Annotated in this window: 18 protein-coding genes and 1 tRNA gene; 7 read left to right on the top strand and 12 right to left on the bottom strand. The window is 60.4% G+C overall.

Translation table 11 applies throughout. The features are described 5' to 3' along the window. Positions 1-199 precede the first annotated feature (199 nt). From PLAV_RS14190 to panC, 4 genes are all read left to right on the top strand, one after another. Complete coding sequence (locus tag PLAV_RS14190) at positions 200-1567, top strand: glutamine synthetase family protein (RefSeq protein WP_012111717.1); 1368 nt, start codon at positions 200-202, stop codon at positions 1565-1567. Continuing rightward, positions 1564-2958, top strand: coding sequence for an aldehyde dehydrogenase family protein (locus PLAV_RS14185; RefSeq protein WP_012111716.1), 1395 nt, complete (start codon positions 1564-1566; stop codon positions 2956-2958). The genes PLAV_RS14190 and PLAV_RS14185 overlap by 4 nt, the downstream gene beginning before the upstream one ends. Further along, entirely contained in the window at positions 2955-4133 is a 1179-nt protein-coding gene (locus tag PLAV_RS14180; protein WP_012111715.1) for an iron-containing alcohol dehydrogenase, read from the top strand. The genes PLAV_RS14185 and PLAV_RS14180 overlap by 4 nt, the downstream gene beginning before the upstream one ends. Before the next feature lie 398 nt (positions 4134-4531). Then, the gene (gene panC, locus PLAV_RS14170) at positions 4532-5398 is read left to right on the top strand and encodes a pantoate--beta-alanine ligase (protein ID WP_012111714.1); all 867 of its coding nucleotides are present in this window, start codon (positions 4532-4534) and stop codon (positions 5396-5398) included. An 8-nt stretch (positions 5399-5406) separates the two neighbouring features. Here the strand turns inward: panC and PLAV_RS14165 are convergent, their stop codons facing one another. The 5 genes from PLAV_RS14165 to PLAV_RS14145 form a co-directional block, all read right to left on the bottom strand. Further along, complete coding sequence (locus tag PLAV_RS14165; RefSeq protein ID WP_012111713.1) at positions 5407-6300, bottom strand: alpha/beta hydrolase; 894 nt, start codon at positions 6298-6300, stop codon at positions 5407-5409. Positions 6301-6371: 71 nt separating this feature from the next. Further along, entirely contained in the window at positions 6372-6806 is a 435-nt protein-coding gene (locus PLAV_RS14160; protein WP_012111712.1) for a DUF1489 family protein, read from the bottom strand. Continuing rightward, on the bottom strand, positions 6803-8824 hold the full coding sequence (locus PLAV_RS14155; RefSeq protein ID WP_012111711.1) for an acetyl-CoA carboxylase biotin carboxylase subunit: 2022 nt from the start codon (positions 8822-8824) through the stop codon (positions 6803-6805). Before PLAV_RS14155 ends, PLAV_RS14160 begins: the two co-directional genes overlap by 4 nt. Positions 8825-8826: 2 nt before the next feature. Next, positions 8827-9633 carry a hypothetical protein gene (locus PLAV_RS14150; RefSeq protein ID WP_012111710.1) on the bottom strand — a complete coding sequence of 269 codons (807 nt, stop codon included), beginning with the start codon at positions 9631-9633 and terminating at the stop codon, positions 8827-8829. Between the two features lie 7 nt (positions 9634-9640). Then, the gene (locus PLAV_RS14145) at positions 9641-11257 is read right to left on the bottom strand and encodes a carboxyl transferase domain-containing protein (RefSeq protein WP_012111709.1); all 1617 of its coding nucleotides are present in this window, start codon (positions 11255-11257) and stop codon (positions 9641-9643) included. 78 nt (positions 11258-11335) lie between these two features. Here PLAV_RS14145 and PLAV_RS14140 point away from each other — a divergent pair, with 78 nt between their 5' ends. Beyond that, positions 11336-11926 carry a TetR/AcrR family transcriptional regulator gene (locus tag PLAV_RS14140; protein WP_012111708.1) on the top strand — a complete coding sequence of 197 codons (591 nt, stop codon included), beginning with the start codon at positions 11336-11338 and terminating at the stop codon, positions 11924-11926. 16 nt (positions 11927-11942) lie between these two features. Continuing rightward, a complete protein-coding gene (locus PLAV_RS14135; RefSeq protein WP_012111707.1) occupies positions 11943-12338 on the top strand; it encodes a nuclear transport factor 2 family protein in 396 nt (131 codons plus the stop codon). Here the strand turns inward: PLAV_RS14135 and PLAV_RS14130 are convergent. Further along, positions 12335-13534 carry an acetyl-CoA C-acyltransferase gene (locus PLAV_RS14130; protein WP_012111706.1) on the bottom strand — a complete coding sequence of 400 codons (1200 nt, stop codon included), beginning with the start codon at positions 13532-13534 and terminating at the stop codon, positions 12335-12337. The two genes, PLAV_RS14135 and PLAV_RS14130, sit on opposite strands and share 4 nt — an antisense overlap. 95 nt (positions 13535-13629) lie before the next feature. Between PLAV_RS14130 and PLAV_RS19070 the strand changes: the two genes are divergently transcribed. Next, positions 13630-14514, top strand: coding sequence for a phosphatase PAP2 family protein (locus PLAV_RS19070; protein WP_012111705.1), 885 nt, complete (start codon positions 13630-13632; stop codon positions 14512-14514). Between the two features lie 3 nt (positions 14515-14517). Here the strand turns inward: PLAV_RS19070 and PLAV_RS14120 are convergent, their stop codons facing one another. The 6 genes from PLAV_RS14120 to PLAV_RS14095 form a co-directional block, all read right to left on the bottom strand. Further along, positions 14518-15114, bottom strand: coding sequence for a hypothetical protein (locus PLAV_RS14120; protein WP_143710229.1), 597 nt, complete (start codon positions 15112-15114; stop codon positions 14518-14520). Between the two features lie 18 nt (positions 15115-15132). Continuing rightward, positions 15133-16212: a glutathione S-transferase family protein gene (locus PLAV_RS14115; protein WP_012111704.1), complete on the bottom strand. Its 1080-nt coding sequence runs from the start codon at positions 16210-16212 to the stop codon at positions 15133-15135. After that, positions 16212-17384: an isovaleryl-CoA dehydrogenase gene (locus PLAV_RS14110; protein WP_012111703.1), complete on the bottom strand. Its 1173-nt coding sequence runs from the start codon at positions 17382-17384 to the stop codon at positions 16212-16214. The genes PLAV_RS14115 and PLAV_RS14110 overlap by 1 nt, the downstream gene beginning before the upstream one ends. Positions 17385-17468: 84 nt before the next feature. Then, the gene (locus tag PLAV_RS14105) at positions 17469-18473 is read right to left on the bottom strand and encodes a Kelch repeat-containing protein (RefSeq protein ID WP_012111702.1); all 1005 of its coding nucleotides are present in this window, start codon (positions 18471-18473) and stop codon (positions 17469-17471) included. A 27-nt stretch (positions 18474-18500) separates the two neighbouring features. Beyond that, the gene (gene mgtE, locus PLAV_RS14100) at positions 18501-19886 is read right to left on the bottom strand and encodes a magnesium transporter (protein ID WP_012111700.1); all 1386 of its coding nucleotides are present in this window, start codon (positions 19884-19886) and stop codon (positions 18501-18503) included. Positions 19887-20048: 162 nt separating this feature from the next. Next, a tRNA-Leu gene (locus PLAV_RS14095) sits at positions 20049-20135 on the bottom strand. Between the last annotated feature and the right edge of the window lie 59 nt (positions 20136-20194).

Raw genomic sequence — 20194 nt, 5'->3', positions numbered from 1 at the left:
CAATGAAAACGAATCGCGCGGAGTTTGGGTTCTAAGTGGAGGAGCGTCAACCGCACCGGCTTGATATCGGCATGCCCCGCAAAACGGCCCCTTGCGGTCTCCCCCATCTCTGCGGCTAAACTTCACAGGCTTATGCGGCGGCCTGAGGGCACAGCCGTTGCTCCGCGCTGTGGCGGCATCTTCTTGGGGGTTTTCGCGAATGAATGGCATGCTCACTCTCGACCAGCTTTCCGATCTTGCCGAGGCAGGCGACATCGACACTGTTGTCATGGCCATGCCCGACATGCAGGGGCGGCTGGTGGGGAAACGCATGGCTGTGGCCTATTTCCTGGACACCGCCGTTCATGAAACCCATGCCTGTAACTACCTCCTCGCTGTCGACACGGATATGGAGCCTGTCCCGGGCTACAAGGCGACAAGTTGGGAGAAAGGCTATGGCGATTTCGCATTGAAGCCGGACCTCTCGACGCTTCGGCGAATTCCCTGGTTGCCCGGCACTGCCCTTGTGATCTGCGACACCGTCGATCATCACGGCGAAGATGTACCGCATGCGCCGCGCTCAATTCTCAAGAAGCAGCTCAAGCGCATCGCCGCAATGAAGATGAAGGCGTACACCGCGTCGGAACTCGAATTCTATCTCTTTGACGAGACATACGAAGGGGCGCACGAAAAGAATTACCGGGGACTGAAACATCCCAATTGGTACATCGAGGATTACCACATCTTCGCCACCACGAAAGAAGAAGGGATCATGCGGGCCATCCGCAACGGCCTCGAGAATGCAGGCATCCCGGTGGAAAATTCCAAAGGCGAATGGGGCCCCGGTCAGGAAGAAATCAATATTCGCTATGCCGAAGCCCTGGAAATGGCCGACAGGCACACAATCCTGAAGAACGGTATCAAGGAGATCGCCTGGCTCCACGGCAAGGCCGTCACCTTTATGGCAAAGTGGAATTACGAGCTTGCTGGTTCGTCCTGTCATATCCACATGTCGCTCTGGGACGAGAAAGCAAAGAGCGCGCATTTTTACGACAAGGATGCGGAGCCGCACGGCATGTCCGCCTTGTGCCAGCAGTTTCTGGCCGGCCAGCTGCGCCACGCACGTGAATTGACTTACTTCCTTGCGCCACAGGTCAACTCCTACAAGAGGTTTGTGAACGGCTCCTTTGCTCCAACCAGCATCGTCTGGTCAAACGACAACCGGACGGCAGGTTTCCGTATGTGTGGTGCGGGGAAAAGCCTTCGGATCGAGTGCCGGATCGGCGGCGCCGACCTCAACCCCTATTTGGCTTATGCAGCGCTGCTTGCGGCAGGCCTGCAAGGAATTGAGCAAAATCTGGTGCTCGAGCCGGAGTTTACGGGCGATGCTTATGGAAGAAGCGGCATTCCGTCGCTGCCGAAGACCTTGCGGGATGCACTTACTGAGCTCGAAAAGTCAGATACTCTCCGCACCGCCCTCGGAGACGAGGTGGTAGAACACTATCTCCACACCGGCCGCTGGGAACAGATGGAATATGAACGCCGGATCACGGATTGGGAATTGATGCGAGGCTTCGAGCGCGGATGACAGAGACGCTGAAAGTAATCTCCCCCGTTGACGGGAGCGTGTATGCCGAAAGGCCCCTCGCAGATTGGGCGGAAGTTGACGGAGCGCTTGGCACCGCCAAGGCGGCTCAAGCCGCATGGAAGCTGGTGCCGATAGCGGAACGCGCATCTCTATGCCTGCGCTTCATCGAAGCATTTCTCGCCATGAAAGACGAGATCGTGCCTGAACTCGCCTGGCAAATGGGACGGCCCATCGCTTACGGAGCGGGTGAACTGCGTGGCTTTGAAGAGCGAGCCCGCTACATGATTGCGATAGCTGGCGATGCCCTGGCAGACATCGACGCAGGTCCCAAGGAAGGCTTTCGCCGCTGGGTCCGACGCGAGCCCATCGGCACTGTTCTCGCAATAGCGGCGTGGAACTACCCCTATCTGATTGCGGTCAATTCGGTTGTGCCCGCGCTGATGGCCGGCAATTCGGTGATCTTGAAACATTCGGGCCAAACGCCGCTCTGCGCCGAACGTTTTGCCATGGCATTCGAGAAAGCAGGCGCCCCCGATGGGCTGTTTCAAGTTCTCCATATGAGCCACGATATGACCGAGAAGGCGATTGCCGACCCCCGGGTCGACTTCGTCAACTTCACGGGTTCCGTATCGGGCGGACATGCGGTGGTTCACGCTGCAAAGGATCGCTTTATCGGCATCGGGCTGGAATTGGGTGGAAAAGATCCAGCCTATGTACGGGCGGACGCAAACCTGCCCTTCGCTATCGAGAACCTGGTCGACGGCGCTTATTTCAACTCCGGCCAGTCCTGCTGCGGCAAGGAACGGCTATATGTTCATGCCGACGTCTACGACGATTTTGTCGAAGGATTCGTTGATCTTACAAAGAAGTACAAGCTCGGCAGTCCGCTCGACGCGGATACGACGATCGGCCCCATGGTGCGCGCTTCCTCGGCAGCCTTCGTACGGGGCCAAATCGAACAGGCAAAGCGCGCCGGTGCACGCGCCCTTGTCGGCGAAGCGCATTTTCCCGCTTCGAAGCCCGGCACCCCATATCTCGGTCCGGAAGTGCTGGTAGACGTGAACCATCAGATGGACGTGATGCGGGAAGAGACATTCGGTCCTGTGATCGGCATCATGAAGGTGACTTCGGACGAAGAAGCCATCGGCCTCATGAACGACAGCCCCTACGGGCTGACAGCTTCGGTCTGGACTGAAGACGAAGAGGCGGGTGAGAAAATCGGTGAGCGCGTCGAGACGGGCACCTTCTTCCTCAATCGCTGTGACTATCTTGATCCAGCCCTAGCCTGGACCGGCGTAAAAGACACGGGACGCGGTGCGACGCTTTCCCGTGTTGGCTATGAATATTTGACGCGTCCCAAAAGCTATCACCTGAGAACCAGAACAAAATGATCGACACCTATCCAAGTCTCGCCGGCAACTGGAACTTTCCAACCAAGATGCGCTTCGGCGCCGGACGCATAAAGGAGTTGGCGGAGGCTTGCGGAACGGCGGGGATCGAACGCCCCCTGCTGGTCACGGATCCCGGCCTGAAGCCCATGCCGATGATCGCCGAAGCGCTGGCACTGCTGGAGAAAAACGGCCTCGCCGCCGCCCTTTTTGCCGACGTGCACCCAAACCCCGTCAGCGCCGATGTCGATGCAGGCCTCAAGGCATTCAGCCGCGGCAAGCATGACGGCGTCATCGTCTTTGGCGGCGGCAGCGCCATGGACGCGGGCAAGGCGGTGGCCTTCATGTCCGGGCAGACGCGACCCATGTGGGACTATGAAGACCGGGAGGACTGGTGGACTCGCGCAGACCCGAAAGGCATCGCGCCGGTCATTGCCGTTCCGACTACGGCCGGCACCGGCTCCGAAGTCGGCCGCGCGGCCGTTATCACGGATGAAAGCGATCATACAAAGAAGATCATTTTTCACCCGAAAATGATGCCGGTGGACGTTATCTGCGACCCGGAACTGACCCTTGGCCTGCCGCCGCACATTACGGCGGCCACAGGCATGGACGCGCTCTCCCACAATCTGGAGGCCTGGTGCTCGTCCTTCTGGCATCCGCTGGCTCAAGGTGTAGCGCTGGAGGGAATGCGGCTCTGCAAGGAATGGCTACCCGAGGCAACGAAGCACGGCAGCAACGTCGAGGCGCGCGCCTTCATGATGGCCGCGTCTTCCATGGGCGCCACGGCATTCCAGAAGGGCCTCGGCTCCATGCATGCCATGAGCCACCCCTGCTCTTCCCTTCGCAGCACTCATCACGGCCTGACCAATGCCGTCGTCATGCCTTATGTGTTGATGCACAACCGCGAGGCCATCGAAGAGAAGATCGTTGCCGCTGCAAATTATCTCGCGCTCAAGGATCGCAGCTTCAACGGCTTCATCGATTGGGTGCTAGCGCTCCGTGAGGAAGTGGGCATCCCGCACACGCTGAAGCAGATCGGCGTCGATATTGATGTTATCCCCGAGGCAGCTGCCATGGCACTCGAAGACCCCTGCACTGGCGGCAATCCGCTGCCGATGAGCGTGCCGATCTACGAGACACTCTATGCGAACGCCATTGAAGGCCGTCTCGCTTAGCAAAATTCTACTGAGGATGGCCCGGTACCCAGGCGCCGTCAGCGTCGTGGTGGCCGGGCATATACCCTTGCGATTTCTCTCCCGGTCCCGGTAGTGGGACAGCACCCCCTTCGCGCGTATAGGGCTGCACCCAGCCGCCATACTGGCTCTTGTGCCCGGGAACAAAGGTTTTCAGGGGCTCAGGCTTCGGCTGGGCATTGCCGATCGTCTCAAGAGGAGGAGCCTCCGGAGAGGTCGGGCCTTTTGCCCATGCAGGTGAGGCCAAGGCGAACAGGATAGCGGCAAATGCCAGTTCTCTTTTCATAACAAGGATATAGGAACTGCGGACGCAAAAACCAGCGCAATTGAAGTCCTGCTCCCCTGCCGCTATCTTCCGCCCGCATTTCATGAGGCCGTTCATGCCGCTCGATACAACCAGCTACAGAATTCCTGTCGCACGCACAGCGGCCGATCTGCGTGAGGCCGTCGCCGCCTGGCGGAGAGAGGGCGAGACCGTCGCTCTTGTTCCCACCATGGGCGCTCTACACGCCGGCCATCTTTCCCTGGTCGATCTGGCGCGCGGGAAGGCTGACCGCGTCATCGTTTCCATCTTCGTCAACCCGACTCAGTTTGCCCCGAATGAGGATTTTGGCGCTTATCCCCGGACCGAGGCAGACGACGCCGCGAAACTGGCGGAGCGCGCGCATCTGGTTTACGCGCCGGACGCCGCCGACATGTATCCAGAGGGCTTCTCCACCACCATTTCGCTCACTGGCGTTACCGAACCCCTCGAGGGCACGTTCCGCCCCACGCATTTTGCGGGCGTGGCGACCGTCGTTGCGAAACTTGTCCTCCGCGTCCTGCCGGATATCGCCATCTTCGGCGAAAAGGACTGGCAGCAATTGATGGTCATTCGTCGCATGGTCGCCGATCTCGACATTCCGGTGGAAATTCTGGGTGGCCCGATCATGCGCGAAGCCGACGGCCTCGCCATGTCGTCCCGAAACGTCTACCTCTCGCCGGATGAAAGGAAAGCCGCAGGTCAGCTCAATGTCATCCTGAAGGAGACTGCCGCGAAAGTTTCAGGCGGGGCACCCATAGCGGAAGCGACGAAGGAAGGCGCAACCAGAATCCTGGCGCTAGGCTTCGACAAGGTGGATTATCTCGACATTCGGGATGCCGCCTCGCTGGCGCCATTCCCCTCGGATCGCCCAACCGGTCCCGCACGGATTCTCGTTGCCGCGAAAATCGGCAAGACGCGGCTCATCGACAACATGCCGGTCTGACACATCTCTCAGAGATGCGTCTTGAACCAGTCGCGCTGCACGGGCGCGGACATCTTGAACATGTCTCCGGTATAAGCCTCGAAATGCGCGCAGGGCAGCGCCAGAAACTTCTTCGGCTCCAGCGCCGTTTCATAGGCGGCAGCGGTCATGTCGAAAGGCGTCAGGTGATCTTCGAGAGCGGCGATCAACAGTAACGGCGTCGGAGAAATCCGCGACACATATATCCCCGGCTCATACTCGGTGAACAATTCGACCGAGTGAAGCGTCACCTCGTTCTGCCAGGGCGTCTCGTTCGAACGGCTGAATTCGGTGAAAAATTCATAGGTATCTGCGGTCGGCAAGGCACTCGGTTCGCCTTCAGGCGCCGTCACCGGCATCCGGGCGCCGGTCTCGCCGCGCATACGCGCCGCCCGGTCGGCCGCAAAGGCAGCCCTCAATCCCTTCCAGTGATCCCCGCGGATAAGCCGCCGCGCCGTCTCCAGTCCACCGACCAGAGGCACTTGCGACACCACGCATTTGACGCGCCGGTCTATGGCCGCGACGACGAGCACATGCCCGCCAGAATAACTCGATCCCCAGATGCCGATACGCTCCGGATCGACCTCCGGCATCGACTGCGCATGAGTAATCGCATCGCGATAGCCGTCGATCTGCGCGCGCGGATCAAGATGACCGCGCGGTGTTCCGTCGCTCGCGCCGCAATTGCGATGGTCATAGACGAGAGCCGCGATTCCTTCCTCCGCAAAGAAGGCGGCGAAATCGCCGAGATACATCTCCTTGACGGCAGAAAAGCCATGCGCGATCACCACGGTCGGCGCCGGTCCCTTGACGCCCTTGGCCGGATAGAACCAGCCCCGCAAGGTAACGCCGTCTTCCGTCTTGAATTCGATATCGCGCCGCATGTTCCCCTCCCGGTGGTTTTCTCTAGCCGACCATCAGGGAAGCCTTCTGTCACCTGCCCATTTGGGCGGGTCTACAAAAGCCCGAGCTCTTCCAGCTCGCGCCGCATTTCGTCGGGCATATCGTCCTCGGGATCGCCCTTTTTCACGTCACGCGGCGCGTCCTTCGCGGCGAGATACCTCCAGCCCTGAAAAGGCCGCCTGTCCTGCCTGCGGGTCGGGATAATTTCATTGTCCAGCACAAGGCGGCAGCGCCCGATGCCATCCGCATCCGTGAACGGCTCGATGCCGATCAGCTTCTGCCGGCAGCGGATAACGCCTTTCATGACCCAATAGAGTGAACCGCCATCGAGAAGCTCGTCCGCTCGCTTCGGCGTCATACGCGTCACATGGGCGAGCACCTGCGGCTGTTTCAGTTTTTTCTTCTCGGCCAGCCGTGCCGCCTGCCATGCGGCGAGGTCGGCGATATCGTCGGCGCCGACACATAGCTTGATGAGATGAACCGTCACCCCGGCTTCTCCTCGAAAGCGACAAGCGTTGCACCCGCTTCGACCTGATCGCCAATGCCGACATGGACGGCCGCCACGACCGAGTCGACCGCCGCCGTCAGCGTCTGTTCCATTTTCATGGCTTCCATCACGACGAGCGCGGCACCTTTGCGGATTCTGGCGCCCGGCTCCACCAATACCTGCACGATTTTGCCCGGCATCGGCGACTTCAGCGAGCCTGTATCCGCGTCCGATACGATATCGACATCGAGCGGATCCACTATCGAAAAATCGGTCGATATCCCTTCATGGACAAGAATAAATCCGCGCCCGCTCGGCACACAGGCAGCCTTCAGCCTGACGCCGTCGACCGTGGCGCTGATGGTTCCATCCCCGTCCATTATGGCGCTGACGGCGATATTCGCACCGACCATTTCGCCCGAGAGCCGCCAGCCATTTCCTTCCGGAGCAACAGTCAGCGACACATTTTCGCCGCCCACGATGAATCGCAGCGTTTCGGCACGGTGCCCCCCCAGCACCCAACCGTCCGCTTCGGCCCACGGAGAATGCGGCTCGTCGCTTCCGGCCTGCGCGGCACGCAAGACAGCACTTCGCCCGATGAGATGTGCCGCCGCCCCCACCGCAAGCACACACGGCTCCACCGGACCTTTCGGCACCAACTGGTCCAGATGCCTGTCGATGAAACCCGTGTCGATATCACCGGCAATGAAGGATTCATGCGCCATCGCGGCCGCGAGAAACGCGAGGTTGGTCTTCGGCCCCGCCACTTCCATGCGCGAAAGAAATCCCCGGAGCGTTCTGAGCGCAATCCGCCGCGTCTCGCCATGCGCGATGATCTTGCCGATCATCGGGTCGTAGAACATGCTGACTTCATCGCCCTCGCGCACGCCCATATCCGTGCGGACATGCGGCATGTTCTCCGGCGCGCGAAGCCGCAGCAGCCGGCCCGTGGATGGGAAGAATTTCTTCGCCGGGTCTTCCGCGTAGAGACGCACCTCCACCGCATGTCCCTTCAGCGGTATCTTGTCTTGCGTCAGCGGCAGATGCTCGCCGCCTGCGACGCGGAGCTGCCATTCCACGAGGTCGAGCCCCGTGATCGCTTCCGTCACGGGATGTTCGACCTGCAGCCGCGTGTTCATCTCCATGAACCAGAAGCCGTCGGGCTTCAGCCCATCCGAAGCATCGGCGATGAATTCCACCGTTCCCGCGCCGCGATAGCCAATGGCCTTCGCGGCAGCGACCGCCGCTTCGCCCATCGCCTTGCGCATTTCGGGCGGCATGCCGGGGGCCGGCGCTTCCTCGATCACCTTCTGGTGCCGCCGCTGCAACGAGCAGTCCCGCTCATGGAGCGATACCGCCTGCCCGTGGCTGTCGGCAAAGACCTGAATTTCGATATGACGCGGACGGGCTACATATTTCTCGACCAGCACGCGCTCGTCGCCGAAGGCAGAACCGGCTTCCCGCTGCGCGCTCTTGAGTTCTTTGGCAAAGGAGGCCGGATCGTCGACGCGGCGCATCCCCTTGCCACCACCGCCGGCTACGGCTTTGATGAGAACGGGATAGCCGATCTTCTCCGCCTGCTCGCCGAGGAAATCCGCGTCCTGGTTATCCCCGTGATAACCGGGGACAATGGGCACATCGGCCTTTTCCATCAACGCCTTGGCGGCGTCCTTCAATCCCATCGCGCGGATCGCGCTGGCAGGCGGCCCTACAAATATCAGCCCCGCCTTCTCGCAGGCTTCGGCAAAACCCGCATTCTCGGAGAGAAAACCATAGCCCGGATGCACCGCTTCCGCGCTGGAGCGCGCGCAGGCATCGAGAATGGCGTCGATACGCAGATAGCTCTCCGCAGCAGGCGCCGGTCCGATCCGATAGGCCTCGTCGGCCTCCGCCACATGATAGGCATTGGCATCGGCATCCGAATAGACGGCGATGGTCTTGAGGCCCATGCGCCGTGCGGTGCGGATGATACGAACGGCAATTTCGCCGCGATTGGCGATCAGGAGGGATTTGAACATCTTTATTCTTCCCTACGCAACCAATGCATGATGTCACTCCAACTCTTGGAGATTGACGGATACTGAGCAGGATTTAATGCTTCATCAACATCCCCACTACGTCGAGAGATCGACGAAACAATATCCAACCGCACCAGGCTCACGGTTTTTTCTTCCTTGTCAAAGACGATCAAACCAGCACTAGCCGCCCGTAAAATTCCCAAAGAGCGAGTGGAGCCATCGTCCATGAGAAAGCGGCTGGCGCTATGTGAGCTCCGCTCGAAATCCTTCTCAGCCCAATAGCGGCCCAGCGTGAACAGCATTAAGCCGAACATGACTACGGTCGCCATCAAAACTGGAACCAAGGGCAACTCAAAACCGATTCTGATTTTGTCGATAAGCCATCGCACAACAAGCGCTGCCACAAAAGCGCTAGATAAGAATAGAATGATATTGAAGTCTTGAACGCCATAAGCTCCTGTCGAAATTGAAGCGGCCACGGTCAGAGATATCGAACCGAGAAAAATTGGAGCAGTTCGAAATACAGCCATCGCCCAACGTTGCAGTCTTCCGATTTCTTTAGTTGGAAAACGGAAAACCATTCTTGCGGAAATGCTGTTTGAAAAACCTGAGAAATATATTCCGATAGCTGAGAAAAGGAGTGTTGGAACCCAAAGTATCGCAGCGATCACATGGTCAGAAATTGACAAGAAATGTATGTACTCAAATCCTAAAAACGAAAAATAGCCAATATTGAAGACAACGCTAGAGAGTAAGGACACGGTGGAAATAGCCGTGATTATCGATGCCGCGTATTCAATCTTAAACATGCCCTCCTCACATCCGGAAGACGCCGAAGGGCGTCTCCGGTATCGGTGCGTTCAGGGCGGCGGAAAAAGCGAGCGCCAGCACGCGCCGCGTTTCGCCGGGCGCGATGATGCCGTCGTCCCATAGACGCGCGGTCGCGAAATAGGGATGCCCCTCCTCATCGTAGCGCGCCCGGATCGGCGCCTTGAACTCGGCCTCCTCCTCCATGCTCCACTTATCCCCGCGCGCTTCCATGCCTTCGCGCTTCACCGTCGCGAGAACGCTCGCCGCCTGTTCGCCACCCATCACGGAAATCCGCGCATTGGGCCAGGTGAACAGGAAACGAGGACTGTAGGCGCGGCCGCACATGCCGTAATTGCCGGCGCCATAGGAACCACCGATGATCAAGGTGACCTTCGGCACGTTCGCCGACGCCACCGCCGTCACCATCTTCGCGCCGTCCTTGGCAATGCCGCCCGTCTCGTATTCGCGGCCGACCATGAAGCCAGCGATATTTTGCAGGAAGAGCAACGGCACCTTGCGCTGACAGCACAGCTCGATGAAATGCGCCGCCTTGAGCGCGGATTCCGAAAAGAGAATGCCGTTATTGGCGATGATGCCGACCGGCAGCCCGTGAATATGGGCGAAACCGCAAACAAGCGTGGTGCCGTAAAGCTTCTTGAATTCGTCGAACTCGGAGCCGTCTACCAAGCGCGCTATTACTTCATGCACGTCGTACTGGACCGACAGCGAGGACGGTACGATACCATCGAGTTCGGCAATGTCGTAAAGCGGCGCTTTCGGCTCGCGGAGGGGGATATCCACCCGTTTCTTGCGATTGAGCGTACCGGCGATCTGCCGCGCGATGGCGAGCGCATGCGTGTCGTCCAGCGCATAGTGATCGGTCACGCCTGACTTCCGCGAGTGGACGTCCGCGCCGCCGAGATCTTCCGCCGTCACGATTTCCCCGGTCGCCGCCTTCACGAGCGGCGGACCGCCGAGGAAAATCGTGCCCTGCTTGCGGACGATCACCGTCTCGTCCGACATGGCGGGCACATAGGCGCCACCCGCCGTACACGACCCCATGACAACGGCGACTTGTGGAATGCCCTTCGCGGACATGCGCGCTTGATTGTAGAAAATGCGGCCGAAATGCTCGCGGTCAGGAAAGATTTCCGCCTGGTTCGGCAGGTTCGCGCCGCCGCTGTCGACGAGATAGAAGCACGGCAGATTGTTTTCGAGCGCCACTTCCTGCGCCCGGAGATGTTTCTTCACAGTGACCGGATAGTAGGTGCCGCCCTTGATCGTCGCATCGTTGCAGACGATCACGCATTCCTGCCCCGCGATCCGCCCTATGCCTGTGATGATGCCGGCGGCGTTGATGTCTTCGCCATACATGCCATGTGCCGCCATCGGGGATAACTCCAGGAATGGCGTACCCGGATCGATGAGGCCGTGAACCCGCTCGCGTGGCAGGAGCTTGCCGCGCGCCACATGCCGCTCGCGCGACCTCTGGTCGCCCCCCGTCGCGGCCTTGGCCCTCTCCTGCGCGAGATTGGCCACGAGACCGGCCATCGCCTCGGCATTTTCCTTGAACCGCGCATCCCGCGCATTGACGCTTGTTTTGAGAACCGACACGACAATCATCCCCGGGCTGGATTCTTTATAAAAACGATCATACGTTCGTATCCTGGACAGGGCAAGGTCCCGGCAAGGACGACTTTATTGAGCAGAACCGCTGGTTCATCGGGCAAGAAGACGCAGGCCGCCATCAGGGAAGCAGGCCTCGACCTCATTTACGCCCAAGGCTTCGACGCCATGAGCCTTCGCCAGCTCGCGGCCCGCGTCGGCCTGCAGCCGGGCTCCCTCTATAACCACATCGCCACCAAACAGGACCTGCTCTACGACCTGATCCACAACCACATGGTGACGCTGCTCGAACGGATCGACGCGGAGCTGGAAGGCATCGAGCCCCCGCTGGACCGCCTCAAGGCATTCATCGCCTTTCATCTCACCTACCACATCGAGCGCAAGCGCGAGGTCTTCATCGGCTCGGCGGAACTGCGGAGCCTCGAACCGCGAAACCGGAAGAAGATCGTTGCTCTTCGCCGCGCCTACGAAGACCGCCTCAGCGGTATTCTCGAAACGGGTGCGGCACGCAAGCTGTTCAAAATTGACGATGTAGCTGTGAGCGCCTACGCCATCCTCGCCATGTTGACGGGTATCTGCACATGGTACGATCCCAAAGGTCGCATTGGCCGCAAGGAACTGATCGACATTCACACACGCCTGATCCTGCAAGGCGTGCTGAAATAATCCCCGGGAGGGAAACATGTCCAACAAAGCGAGAGAGTTTCTCACGCGCTGGTACGCCTTCGTGGAAAAGCACGATCCCGCGCTGCTCGGTGCGCTGGTCGCCGAAGATGCGATGATTTCCTCACCCGCCTTCTACACGCCCAAGCAGTCGAAACCTTATGTGACGGCGATCCTGAACGCCGTAATTCAGGGCGTTGAGGATTTCACCTACACCAAGGAATGGGTCGACGGGAACGAAATCATCCTCGAATTCGAAACCCGCATCGGCGACAAGAAACTGAAGGGCATCGACCGCATCACCGTGAACGACAAGGGCGAAATGGCCCATATCGAAGTGCTGATCCGCCCACTGAATGGCCTCATTGCCCTCGCCGAGCATGTGAAGAACACACTCGGAAAGGCCGCCGCCTAGTTCAACCGCTCGATAGCGACCGCCGTCGCCTCGCCGCCACCGATGCAGAGCGAGGCGATGCCGCGCTTGCCGCCGGTCTGTTTCAGACCGTTGAGCAAGGTCACGAGAATGCGTGCGCCGGACGCGCCGATCGGATGGCCGAGCGCGCAGGCGCCGCCATAGATGTTCATGTTGTCGTGGCTGAGATTGAGTTCCTTGATCGCGGCCATGGCGACGACGGCGAAGGCCTCGTTCACTTCCCAGAGATCGATATCCCCGGCCGTCCAACCCGTGCGCTCCATGAGCTTGGAAATCGCACCGACAGGGGCGGTGGAAAACCACGCAGGCGCCTGCGCATGCATGGTCTGCCCGCGAATGGCGGCAAGCGGTGTCAGTCCGCGCCGTTCGGCTTCCGAAAGCTTCATCAGCACCAGTGCGGCTGCGCCGTCCGAAATGGAACTGGAATTGGCGGCCGTCACGCTCCCGTCTTTCGCAAAGGCCGGCTTCAGGGTGGGGATTTTCGCCGGGTCCGCCGTCAGCGGCTGCTCGTCGTTGACAACCTCGACAGCGCCCTTCCTGGTCTGAACCTCAACCGGCACGATTTCATGGGAGAACGTGCCGCCCTCCACCGCCCGCTTTGCCCGCGCCAGCGACTCCAGCGCATAGGCGTCCTGCGCGCCGCGGGTGAACTGGTAGTGCTTCGCGGTCTCCTCGGCATAGGCACCCATCAGACGGCCCTCATAGGCGTCCTCCAGCCCGTCCAGGAACATGTGGTCCTTGACCTCGCCATGGCCGAGCCGCATGCCGCCTCGCGCCTTGGGCAGCAGGTAGGGCGCATTGCTCATGCTTTCGAGGCCGCCAGCGACGATCACCTCGCCATGCCCTGCCATGAGCGCGTCATGCGCCATCATCACCGCCTTCATGCCCGAGCCGCACATCTTGTTGACGGTCGTGCACGGCGTACCCTCGTCGAGCCCCGCGCCCAGTGCCGCCTGCCGCGCCGGCGCCTGCTTGAGGCCTGCGGACAACACGCATCCCATCAGAACCTCGTCCACCGCCGTCGGCGACAGCCCTGCCCGCTCCACGGCACCCTTGACCGCAATCGCGCCAAGCTCCGGCCCCGTCTTGGTCGAAAGCGCGCCCTGAAAACCACCCATGGGCGTGCGGGCGGCACTGACGATCACCACCGGATCTGCTTCGTTACTGTTCTGTGACATGAGCTGGTTTCCACGGATAGACTGGCCGCAAGGGCTGGGATTCGGGCTGAACCTAACCCAAAACGATATAACGCCAAAGGAACGGGGGGATAGGCATGGAAAAATTCCTGCACGATCTGAGCTGGGTGATACCGCTGCGCAGCGATGCAGCCACGGTCGTCTTCAATGGGTTCACATGGCTTGGCTATGCCCCCTTCTTCCTCATATTCCTGCCGATCGGCTACTGGCTCTGGAATCGGGCGCTCTTCACACGGCTCGCCGTGCTGATCGCGGTAACGGCGGTCCTGAACGGCTGGCTCAAGGATTTCTGGCAGGATGCGCGGCCTGACCCCGCATTCCAGCTTGACGCTGAGCGCGTCTCCGATTCCTACGGCCTGCCGTCCGGCCACGCACAGGTCGCGATCGCCATGTGGTTCTGGCTGGCCTATGAAATCCGCCGGCCATGGGCCTGGGCGGTGGCGGTTTTCCTTGCTGCCGGGGTCTGCTTCAGCCGCCTTTATCTCGGCGTACACGATGTCGAGGATGTGCTGGTCGGCATCGGGCTTGGCCTTGCCAGCATCGCCGTGTTCGCGGTTCTTGTGCATGAAAACATCGTTGCCCGCTGGCGCCTCCTTCCCGCCTGGATGGATTTCGCGGTTATTATCGCCGCAATTCCTCTGCTCTGGGTGATCTGGCCGAACGAGCGAGAACCGGATCAGATAGCAGCTATCCTCTTCCTGTTGCTGGGCTGGTTTGCCGGCGCGGCAATGGACCGAAAGGCTTCGCCGCAGGATCCTGTTTTGCCTGCATGGTGGCTGCAGATCTTCATGGCGGTGGGTGGCATCGCCTGCGGCATCGTCGTCCGTGAAGTTCTAGGCCGCACAGGCGTTGCGATCGGGCTGCCTGACGCGATAACCGCCTACACCGTCTTCGCCTGTCTCGGCTTGTACGCAACTTATGTCGCGCCGACGATCTTCCGGGCGCTGAAGCTTATGAAGTAGCTCTCATTCGTCGTCTGCCAAGGTTTCAAGATCGATTCCCAACTTCCAACAATGGTCGATCACTTCATCCAAGCAGTCAGAAAATCTATCAACCAATTCAGAGAGTCTAACAAAGCGATAGGGCTCTCTATCCGTCCGCAGCAAGATAATGGGAGAGACTCTTCCAAAATCCTTTTGCGCTATTTGACTAATGGCAATCTCGGAGGGAACTTTATGCCCAGCGAGCGCCAGAACATGAAGCTCATAGGTCGATATCTCCAACGTGTCGCTGTGGACGATCATATTCAGCACAAGTCGGAGCGAGACGTTTTTCAAGTGCTCCAAAGCCAAATGCCATTGGCTCATCTGCGGCCTGAGTTCCATAATTTTGGAAGATTGGCTCAGCGTAACCAGACCAGCGGCATCGAAAAGTCGCCGAGCAGAAATAGCAAACACAATTAGATCATCGTGTGCCAGCTTCTCCGCTCGATCAGAAATCTCGGCTCCAAAGCTGTGCGGTGGCGCTAACGAAAAGGCGGCCAACCTAGCAGCACGTTCGACGGCCACATCAAATGACCGCCGAATTATTCGTTTGTTCGGTGGTCTTTTCGTTGCTGCCACGGTCTCTTTCCCCCGAACCTATGCCATTCCGTAACGTGGCGTCTTCTCTGCCTCGCCATCGCGGAACGAAAGCCACGGAAGGCAACCGCTCTCTGCAAGCGCCGGTTCGATGCGGGCCCGCACGCCGACATCGAGCTCGGCGTAACGCTGCTTGAGCCAGAGCAGCGTATGGGCCTGATAAGGGCGCGCAATGGTCTTGAAACCGTGCCCCCGGATTTCCGCCACCATCGGATGGAAATCCTTGCCCGCCAGATGCGCATCCACCGCAGCCTGCAACATCGGCAGCGCCACTTCGCCCGTGAGTTTCAGTAATCCCCGCACGCCGGCTGAAAGAGGCGCATCGGGTGCGCTCCATTCGCCGTCGATGCCGGAGGCATCGTCCATGAGCTGCACCCACTGGAACAGGCGCACGGCCTTTTTCTTCATCAGCTCGGATGTCGTCGGGTCCACGGCATACTGGCTGAGCTGACCGTAAAGGCCGAAATCCGCGATGGACGGGCGCGAGCCGAAGAGGAAGAGCTGCGTCGCGAGATGCGCTTCCATGTAGCCGAGCAATTCGTCATAGGTCGATTGCAGCAGCGGCCGGTTTTCCGCTGTGCCACCCAGTATTTCGCGTAGCGTTTCCTGCCGGGAAAGGAAAGCGGCGGCGGCCTCGCCGAGTTCCGCCTCCGGCACCGCACCAAGCCAGCCCGCCATCTGGCGGCGCGGACAAAAGGCGCGATCCGCTTCCTCATTCCACCGGTAGTCGAACATCGGCAAAGGAAGCCACTCGTCCGCTGCTTCCTCGATCAGCCGCGCGAGGAAAGCCATCCCCGTATCCTCGGGTACGACCGGGCGTTGGCCCGCATGACGCTTTTCCAGTTCGTCGATGATCGGTGTGGAATCGGAATGATAGGAACCCTCGGGAAACTGGATCACCGGCACCTGCCGCTTGCCGGCCCCGGCGATCTCGGTCCCCTCCCCGAGCGCGCCCGTGCCTCGAAAGGCGCCAAGCGGAACGATCCAGCGATGTGGCAGATGCCGGTAGCGCAGCACCGCCCTCACCTTGTGCGAGTAAGGAGAACCGGGCCCGCCGAGCAGCCTGTAAACTTCCGGCATCAGGCCGTCTCGTTGAAGAGTTCGCGGCCAATCAGCATGCGGCGTATCTCACTTGTCCCCGCCCCGATCTCGTAGAGCTTGGCGTCGCGCAACAGGCGGCCTGTCGAATAGTCGTTGATGTAGCCGTTGCCGCCCAAGGCCTGAATGGCTTCCAGCGCCATCCACGTTGCCTTTTCCGCGGCATAAAGGATCGCACCCGCCGCGTCCTTGCGCGTGGTTTGTCCCCGGTCGCAGGCTTTCGCCACCGCATAGACATAAGCGCGGCAGGCATTCATCGTCGAATACATGTCCGCAAGCTTGCCCTGCATGAGCTGGAACGTGCCAATCGGCTCGCCGAACTGCTTGCGCTCGTGGACGTAGGGGATCACGGCATCCATGCAGGCCTGCATGATGCCGAGCGGCCCAGCGGCGAGCACAGCACGCTCGTAATCGAGACCGGACATCAGCACACGCACGCCCTCATTCAGCTTGCCCAGAACATTCTCCTCCGGCACCTCGCAATCCTCGAACACGAGTTCGGCGGTGTTCGAACCGCGCATGCCGAGCTTGTCGAGCTTTTGCGCCGGGCGGAAACCCTTCATTCCCTTCTCGATAAGGAACGGCGTAATGCCTTTCGGCCCCGCACTCGCATCTGTTTTCGCATAGACGATCAGCGTCTCGGCGTCGGGGGCGTTGGTGATCCACATCTTGCTGCCGTTGAGCACAAAACGGTCGCCTTTCTTCTCTGCCTTCAGCCGCATCGACACGACGTCCGATCCCGCGCCCGGCTCCGACATGGCAAGCGCGCCCACATGCTCGCCCGACATGAGCTTCGTCAGGTATTTGCGCTTCTGCGCGTCGGTGCCCCAGCGGCGGAGCTGGTTGACGCAAAGATTGGAATGCGCGCCATAGGAAAGCCCGACACTCGCCGAACCCCGGCTGATTTCCTCCATCGCCACGACATGCTCGAGATAGCCGAGCCCCGTCCCGCCATATTCTTCTTCGACGGTAATCCCCAAGAGCCCAAGCTCACCAAGTTGCGGCCAGAGATCGCGAGGAAATTCGTTCGTCCGGTCTATCTCGGCAGCGCGCGGGGATATCTTGTCGGCGGTGAAGGCGCGCACGGTGTCGCGGATCATGTCCGCCGTCTCTCCGAGGTCGAAATCGAGCGATGGATAGTCGTTCGCAAGCATGCTGGCATTCCCTGATCTTTTGCCGGGCGACTTTGCCGCGCCCTTTTCGTGCCGTCACTACCCCGTATTGGGCATGGAGCGTGCCTAATCGGCGGAGTAGATGTCCACCACGTCGGATTCCGTGAAGACGGTATAAACACCGGCACCCGGACTGCCGCCGACCACGACGAACTTCCCGTCAACAGCCGCCGCGACCGCACCGTGCCGCGGATTGGGCATCGGCACGGCACGGCTCCATGATCCGGCTTCGGCATCGAGAATGAAATGATCGCCAAAGGTACGTGGCGGACGGCGCTGCTCGCCACCCGTTACATGCAGCTTCCCACCCACCAGCGCGGCAACATGGCCGGAGCGGGCTTCAGGCAGTTGCGGGCCGCTCTGCCAACGGCCGCTCGCTGTGTCGAAAATGTCCACGCGTGCTGTCGCAACGCCGTTGCTCAATCCGCCGATGACGTAGATGCGGTCGCCGACAGCGACTGTCGCCGCCGCCACGCGCGGCGCCGGCATGGCCTCCCCCGTCGCGCTCCAGCGGTTGCTGCCCGGGTCATAGACCAGCACACGCTGCGCATCGGAGCCGCGGCCACCGAGCGTATAGATTTTGCCATCCACCACCGCAGCGCCATGCCCTGCCCGCGCAGCGGGCAATTGGGGACCGTTTACCCATGTACCGATCTGCGGATCGTATATCCATGTCTGCGCGGTATCGCCGCCTTCTGTGGTGGGCGGAAGAATTTCGCCAAACGCTCCGAATTCAGGGCGCCCGGCCTGCGGCGCCTCATAGCCGCCGGAGACGTAAAGCTTCCCGTTTAGCTCCGCGATACCGAATTGCTGCAGGCCGACCGGAAGACCCGGCGATGCACGCCAGATATCACCGCGCATGTCGTAAATTTCCGCGACGTTACGCGGACCGGAGGTGCTGTCGCCGCCGATGACATAGAGCTCATTGCCGACCAGCGCTCCACCCGCAAAGGCACGGCCTGTGGTCATTGGAGAACCGTCGCGCCAACTTTCTGCCGCCGCCGCGCCCGGCGCCAACAGGCAGAGAAACACCAGCGCCAAAACGCGGTTCGAATGACACCCGCTGGACATTTCAATTCCTCCTGCCGCCACTCAGCCTCAATAGAACAAAATCAGCGCCGCAAGTCCCAGAAACGAGAAGAACCCCACGACATCCGTCATCGTCGTCACGAAAACAGCAGACGAGACCGCCGGATCGGCACCGAGCTTATCAAGCCCCAGGGGAATGAGAATGCCGGTCAGGCTCGCGACCACGAGATTGATCATTATCGCGCCGGCAAAGACCGCCCCGAGCCATTCGTTTCCAAACAAAAGGGCGGAGAGCCCGCCAAGAATCAACGCGAAGATCATTCCGTTGAGAACGCCCACAAAAAACTCGCGCGCAATTGTCCTGCGCGCATTGAAATGGACAAGATCGCGCGTCGCGAGCGCCCGCACCGTGACCGTCATGGTCTGTGTGCCTGCATTGCCGCCCATCGAGGCGACGATCGGCATCAGAACGGCAAGAGCGACCATCTTTTCGATGGTGGCGTCGAAAAGCGCGATCACCGCAGCTGCAAGCGTCGCTGTAACGAGATTGACCATCAGCCAGGGAACGCGGCTGCGGCTCGTCTGCAGCACCGAGTCCGATATCGATTCCTCGCCAAGACCGGCAAGCAGACGGATATCCTCGGCTGCTTCCTCGCTGATAACTTCCACGATGTCATCGACGGTCACGACGCCGACGAGCCGCCCGCCTTCATCAACCACGGCGGCGGAGATCAGGTCGTACTTGGTGAACTGCAGCGCCACTTCTTCCTGGTCCATCTCCACCGGAATAAGTGTCTGTTCCGTCTCCATGATTTCGGAGATCAGGACCGGCCGCTTGGAGCGTGTGACGCGCGACAACGGGACGGTGCCCACGGGCTTGTAGGCCGGATCCACGACGAAGATTTCGTAGAATTCATGCGGCAGCTCTTCCGCTTCCCGCAGATAGTCGAGCGTCTGGCCGACGTCCCAATGAGGCGGCACGGCGACGAGCTCGCGCTGCATGAGGCGGCCTGCGCTGTACTCGGGATAGTCGAGCGACTGTTCAAGGGCGGCGCGTTCGCTGGCGGGAAGCTGATCGAGGATCAGGCGTTGCTCCGCCTCGTCCATATCCTCGAGAAGATAGACGGCGTCGTCCGAATCCATTTCGGTCAGCGCCGCGGCGAGGTCTTTCGGATCGAGCAGTTCGATCACATGGTCGCGGACGCTTTCGTCCAGTTCGCTGAGGACCTCGGGATTGAAGTCCGTGCCGAGCATTTCCACCAGATCCTGGCGCTCGTCCGGCCGCAACAATTCGAGAAGTTCCGCAAGGTCGGCCGTCCGGAGCGGCAACACAAGCTGACGGACCAGCGTCTTGTCGGCCCGGTCCACCGCGTCCACGACCGAACGAACGAAGGCCGGCGAAAGGGCCTCCTCCGCAGCGTCGTCCAATGTGTTGGTGGGTGTCGGTTCGGCCAAACGGCGCTGCTCCCCGATTGAATCGCACTCGTAAACTGCGGCGAGTGTGCGTTATTTGCCCTGAGCCCGCCAGCCGCGACAGGTGGAAAAAAGCGGACCAAACCGCGAAAAATGCAATAGGACCGGGAAGTAAAAAGCCCGGCCAGAAGGCCGGGCTTGTTATGGTGCGGTCGAGAAGACTCGAACTTCCACGGGAGTTACCCCACAGCGACCTCAACGCTGCGCGTCTACCAATTCCGCCACGACCGCATGTCTCGTGAGCCGGGCGGATGTAACAAATCCCTGACGCTTGCTCAAGCGGCAAATAG

Origin of the sequence: Parvibaculum lavamentivorans DS-1 (assembly GCF_000017565.1) — a bacterium.
GTDB lineage: Bacteria > Pseudomonadota > Alphaproteobacteria > Parvibaculales > Parvibaculaceae > Parvibaculum > Parvibaculum lavamentivorans.
Note: the sequence above shows the minus strand (reverse complement) of the source record. Positions and strands in the feature narration are given on the sequence as shown.

What these genes read in the sequence shown, in the direction of transcription:
- PLAV_RS14145 (WP_012111709.1), bottom strand. Translation starts at nt 11,257, where the DNA reads ATGATTGTCGTGTCGGTTCTCAAAACAAGCGTCAATGCGCGGGATGCG.
- PLAV_RS14150 (WP_012111710.1), bottom strand. Translation starts at nt 9,633, where the DNA reads ATGTTTAAGATTGAATACGCGGCATCGATAATCACGGCTATTTCCACC.
- PLAV_RS14110 (WP_012111703.1), bottom strand. Translation starts at nt 17,384, where the DNA reads ATGCTTGCGAACGACTATCCATCGCTCGATTTCGACCTCGGAGAGACG.
- PLAV_RS14190 (WP_012111717.1), top strand. Translation starts at nt 200, where the DNA reads ATGAATGGCATGCTCACTCTCGACCAGCTTTCCGATCTTGCCGAGGCA.
- PLAV_RS19070 (WP_012111705.1), top strand. Translation starts at nt 13,630, where the DNA reads ATGGAAAAATTCCTGCACGATCTGAGCTGGGTGATACCGCTGCGCAGC.
- panC (WP_012111714.1), top strand. Translation starts at nt 4,532, where the DNA reads ATGCCGCTCGATACAACCAGCTACAGAATTCCTGTCGCACGCACAGCG.
- PLAV_RS14115 (WP_012111704.1), bottom strand. Translation starts at nt 16,212, where the DNA reads ATGCCGGAAGTTTACAGGCTGCTCGGCGGGCCCGGTTCTCCTTACTCG.
- PLAV_RS14165 (WP_012111713.1), bottom strand. Translation starts at nt 6,300, where the DNA reads ATGCGGCGCGATATCGAATTCAAGACGGAAGACGGCGTTACCTTGCGG.
- PLAV_RS14135 (WP_012111707.1), top strand. Translation starts at nt 11,943, where the DNA reads ATGTCCAACAAAGCGAGAGAGTTTCTCACGCGCTGGTACGCCTTCGTG.
- PLAV_RS14105 (WP_012111702.1), bottom strand. Translation starts at nt 18,473, where the DNA reads ATGTCCAGCGGGTGTCATTCGAACCGCGTTTTGGCGCTGGTGTTTCTC.
- PLAV_RS14185 (WP_012111716.1), top strand. Translation starts at nt 1,564, where the DNA reads ATGACAGAGACGCTGAAAGTAATCTCCCCCGTTGACGGGAGCGTGTAT.
- PLAV_RS14180 (WP_012111715.1), top strand. Translation starts at nt 2,955, where the DNA reads ATGATCGACACCTATCCAAGTCTCGCCGGCAACTGGAACTTTCCAACC.
- PLAV_RS14130 (WP_012111706.1), bottom strand. Translation starts at nt 13,534, where the DNA reads ATGTCACAGAACAGTAACGAAGCAGATCCGGTGGTGATCGTCAGTGCC.
- PLAV_RS14155 (WP_012111711.1), bottom strand. Translation starts at nt 8,824, where the DNA reads ATGTTCAAATCCCTCCTGATCGCCAATCGCGGCGAAATTGCCGTTCGT.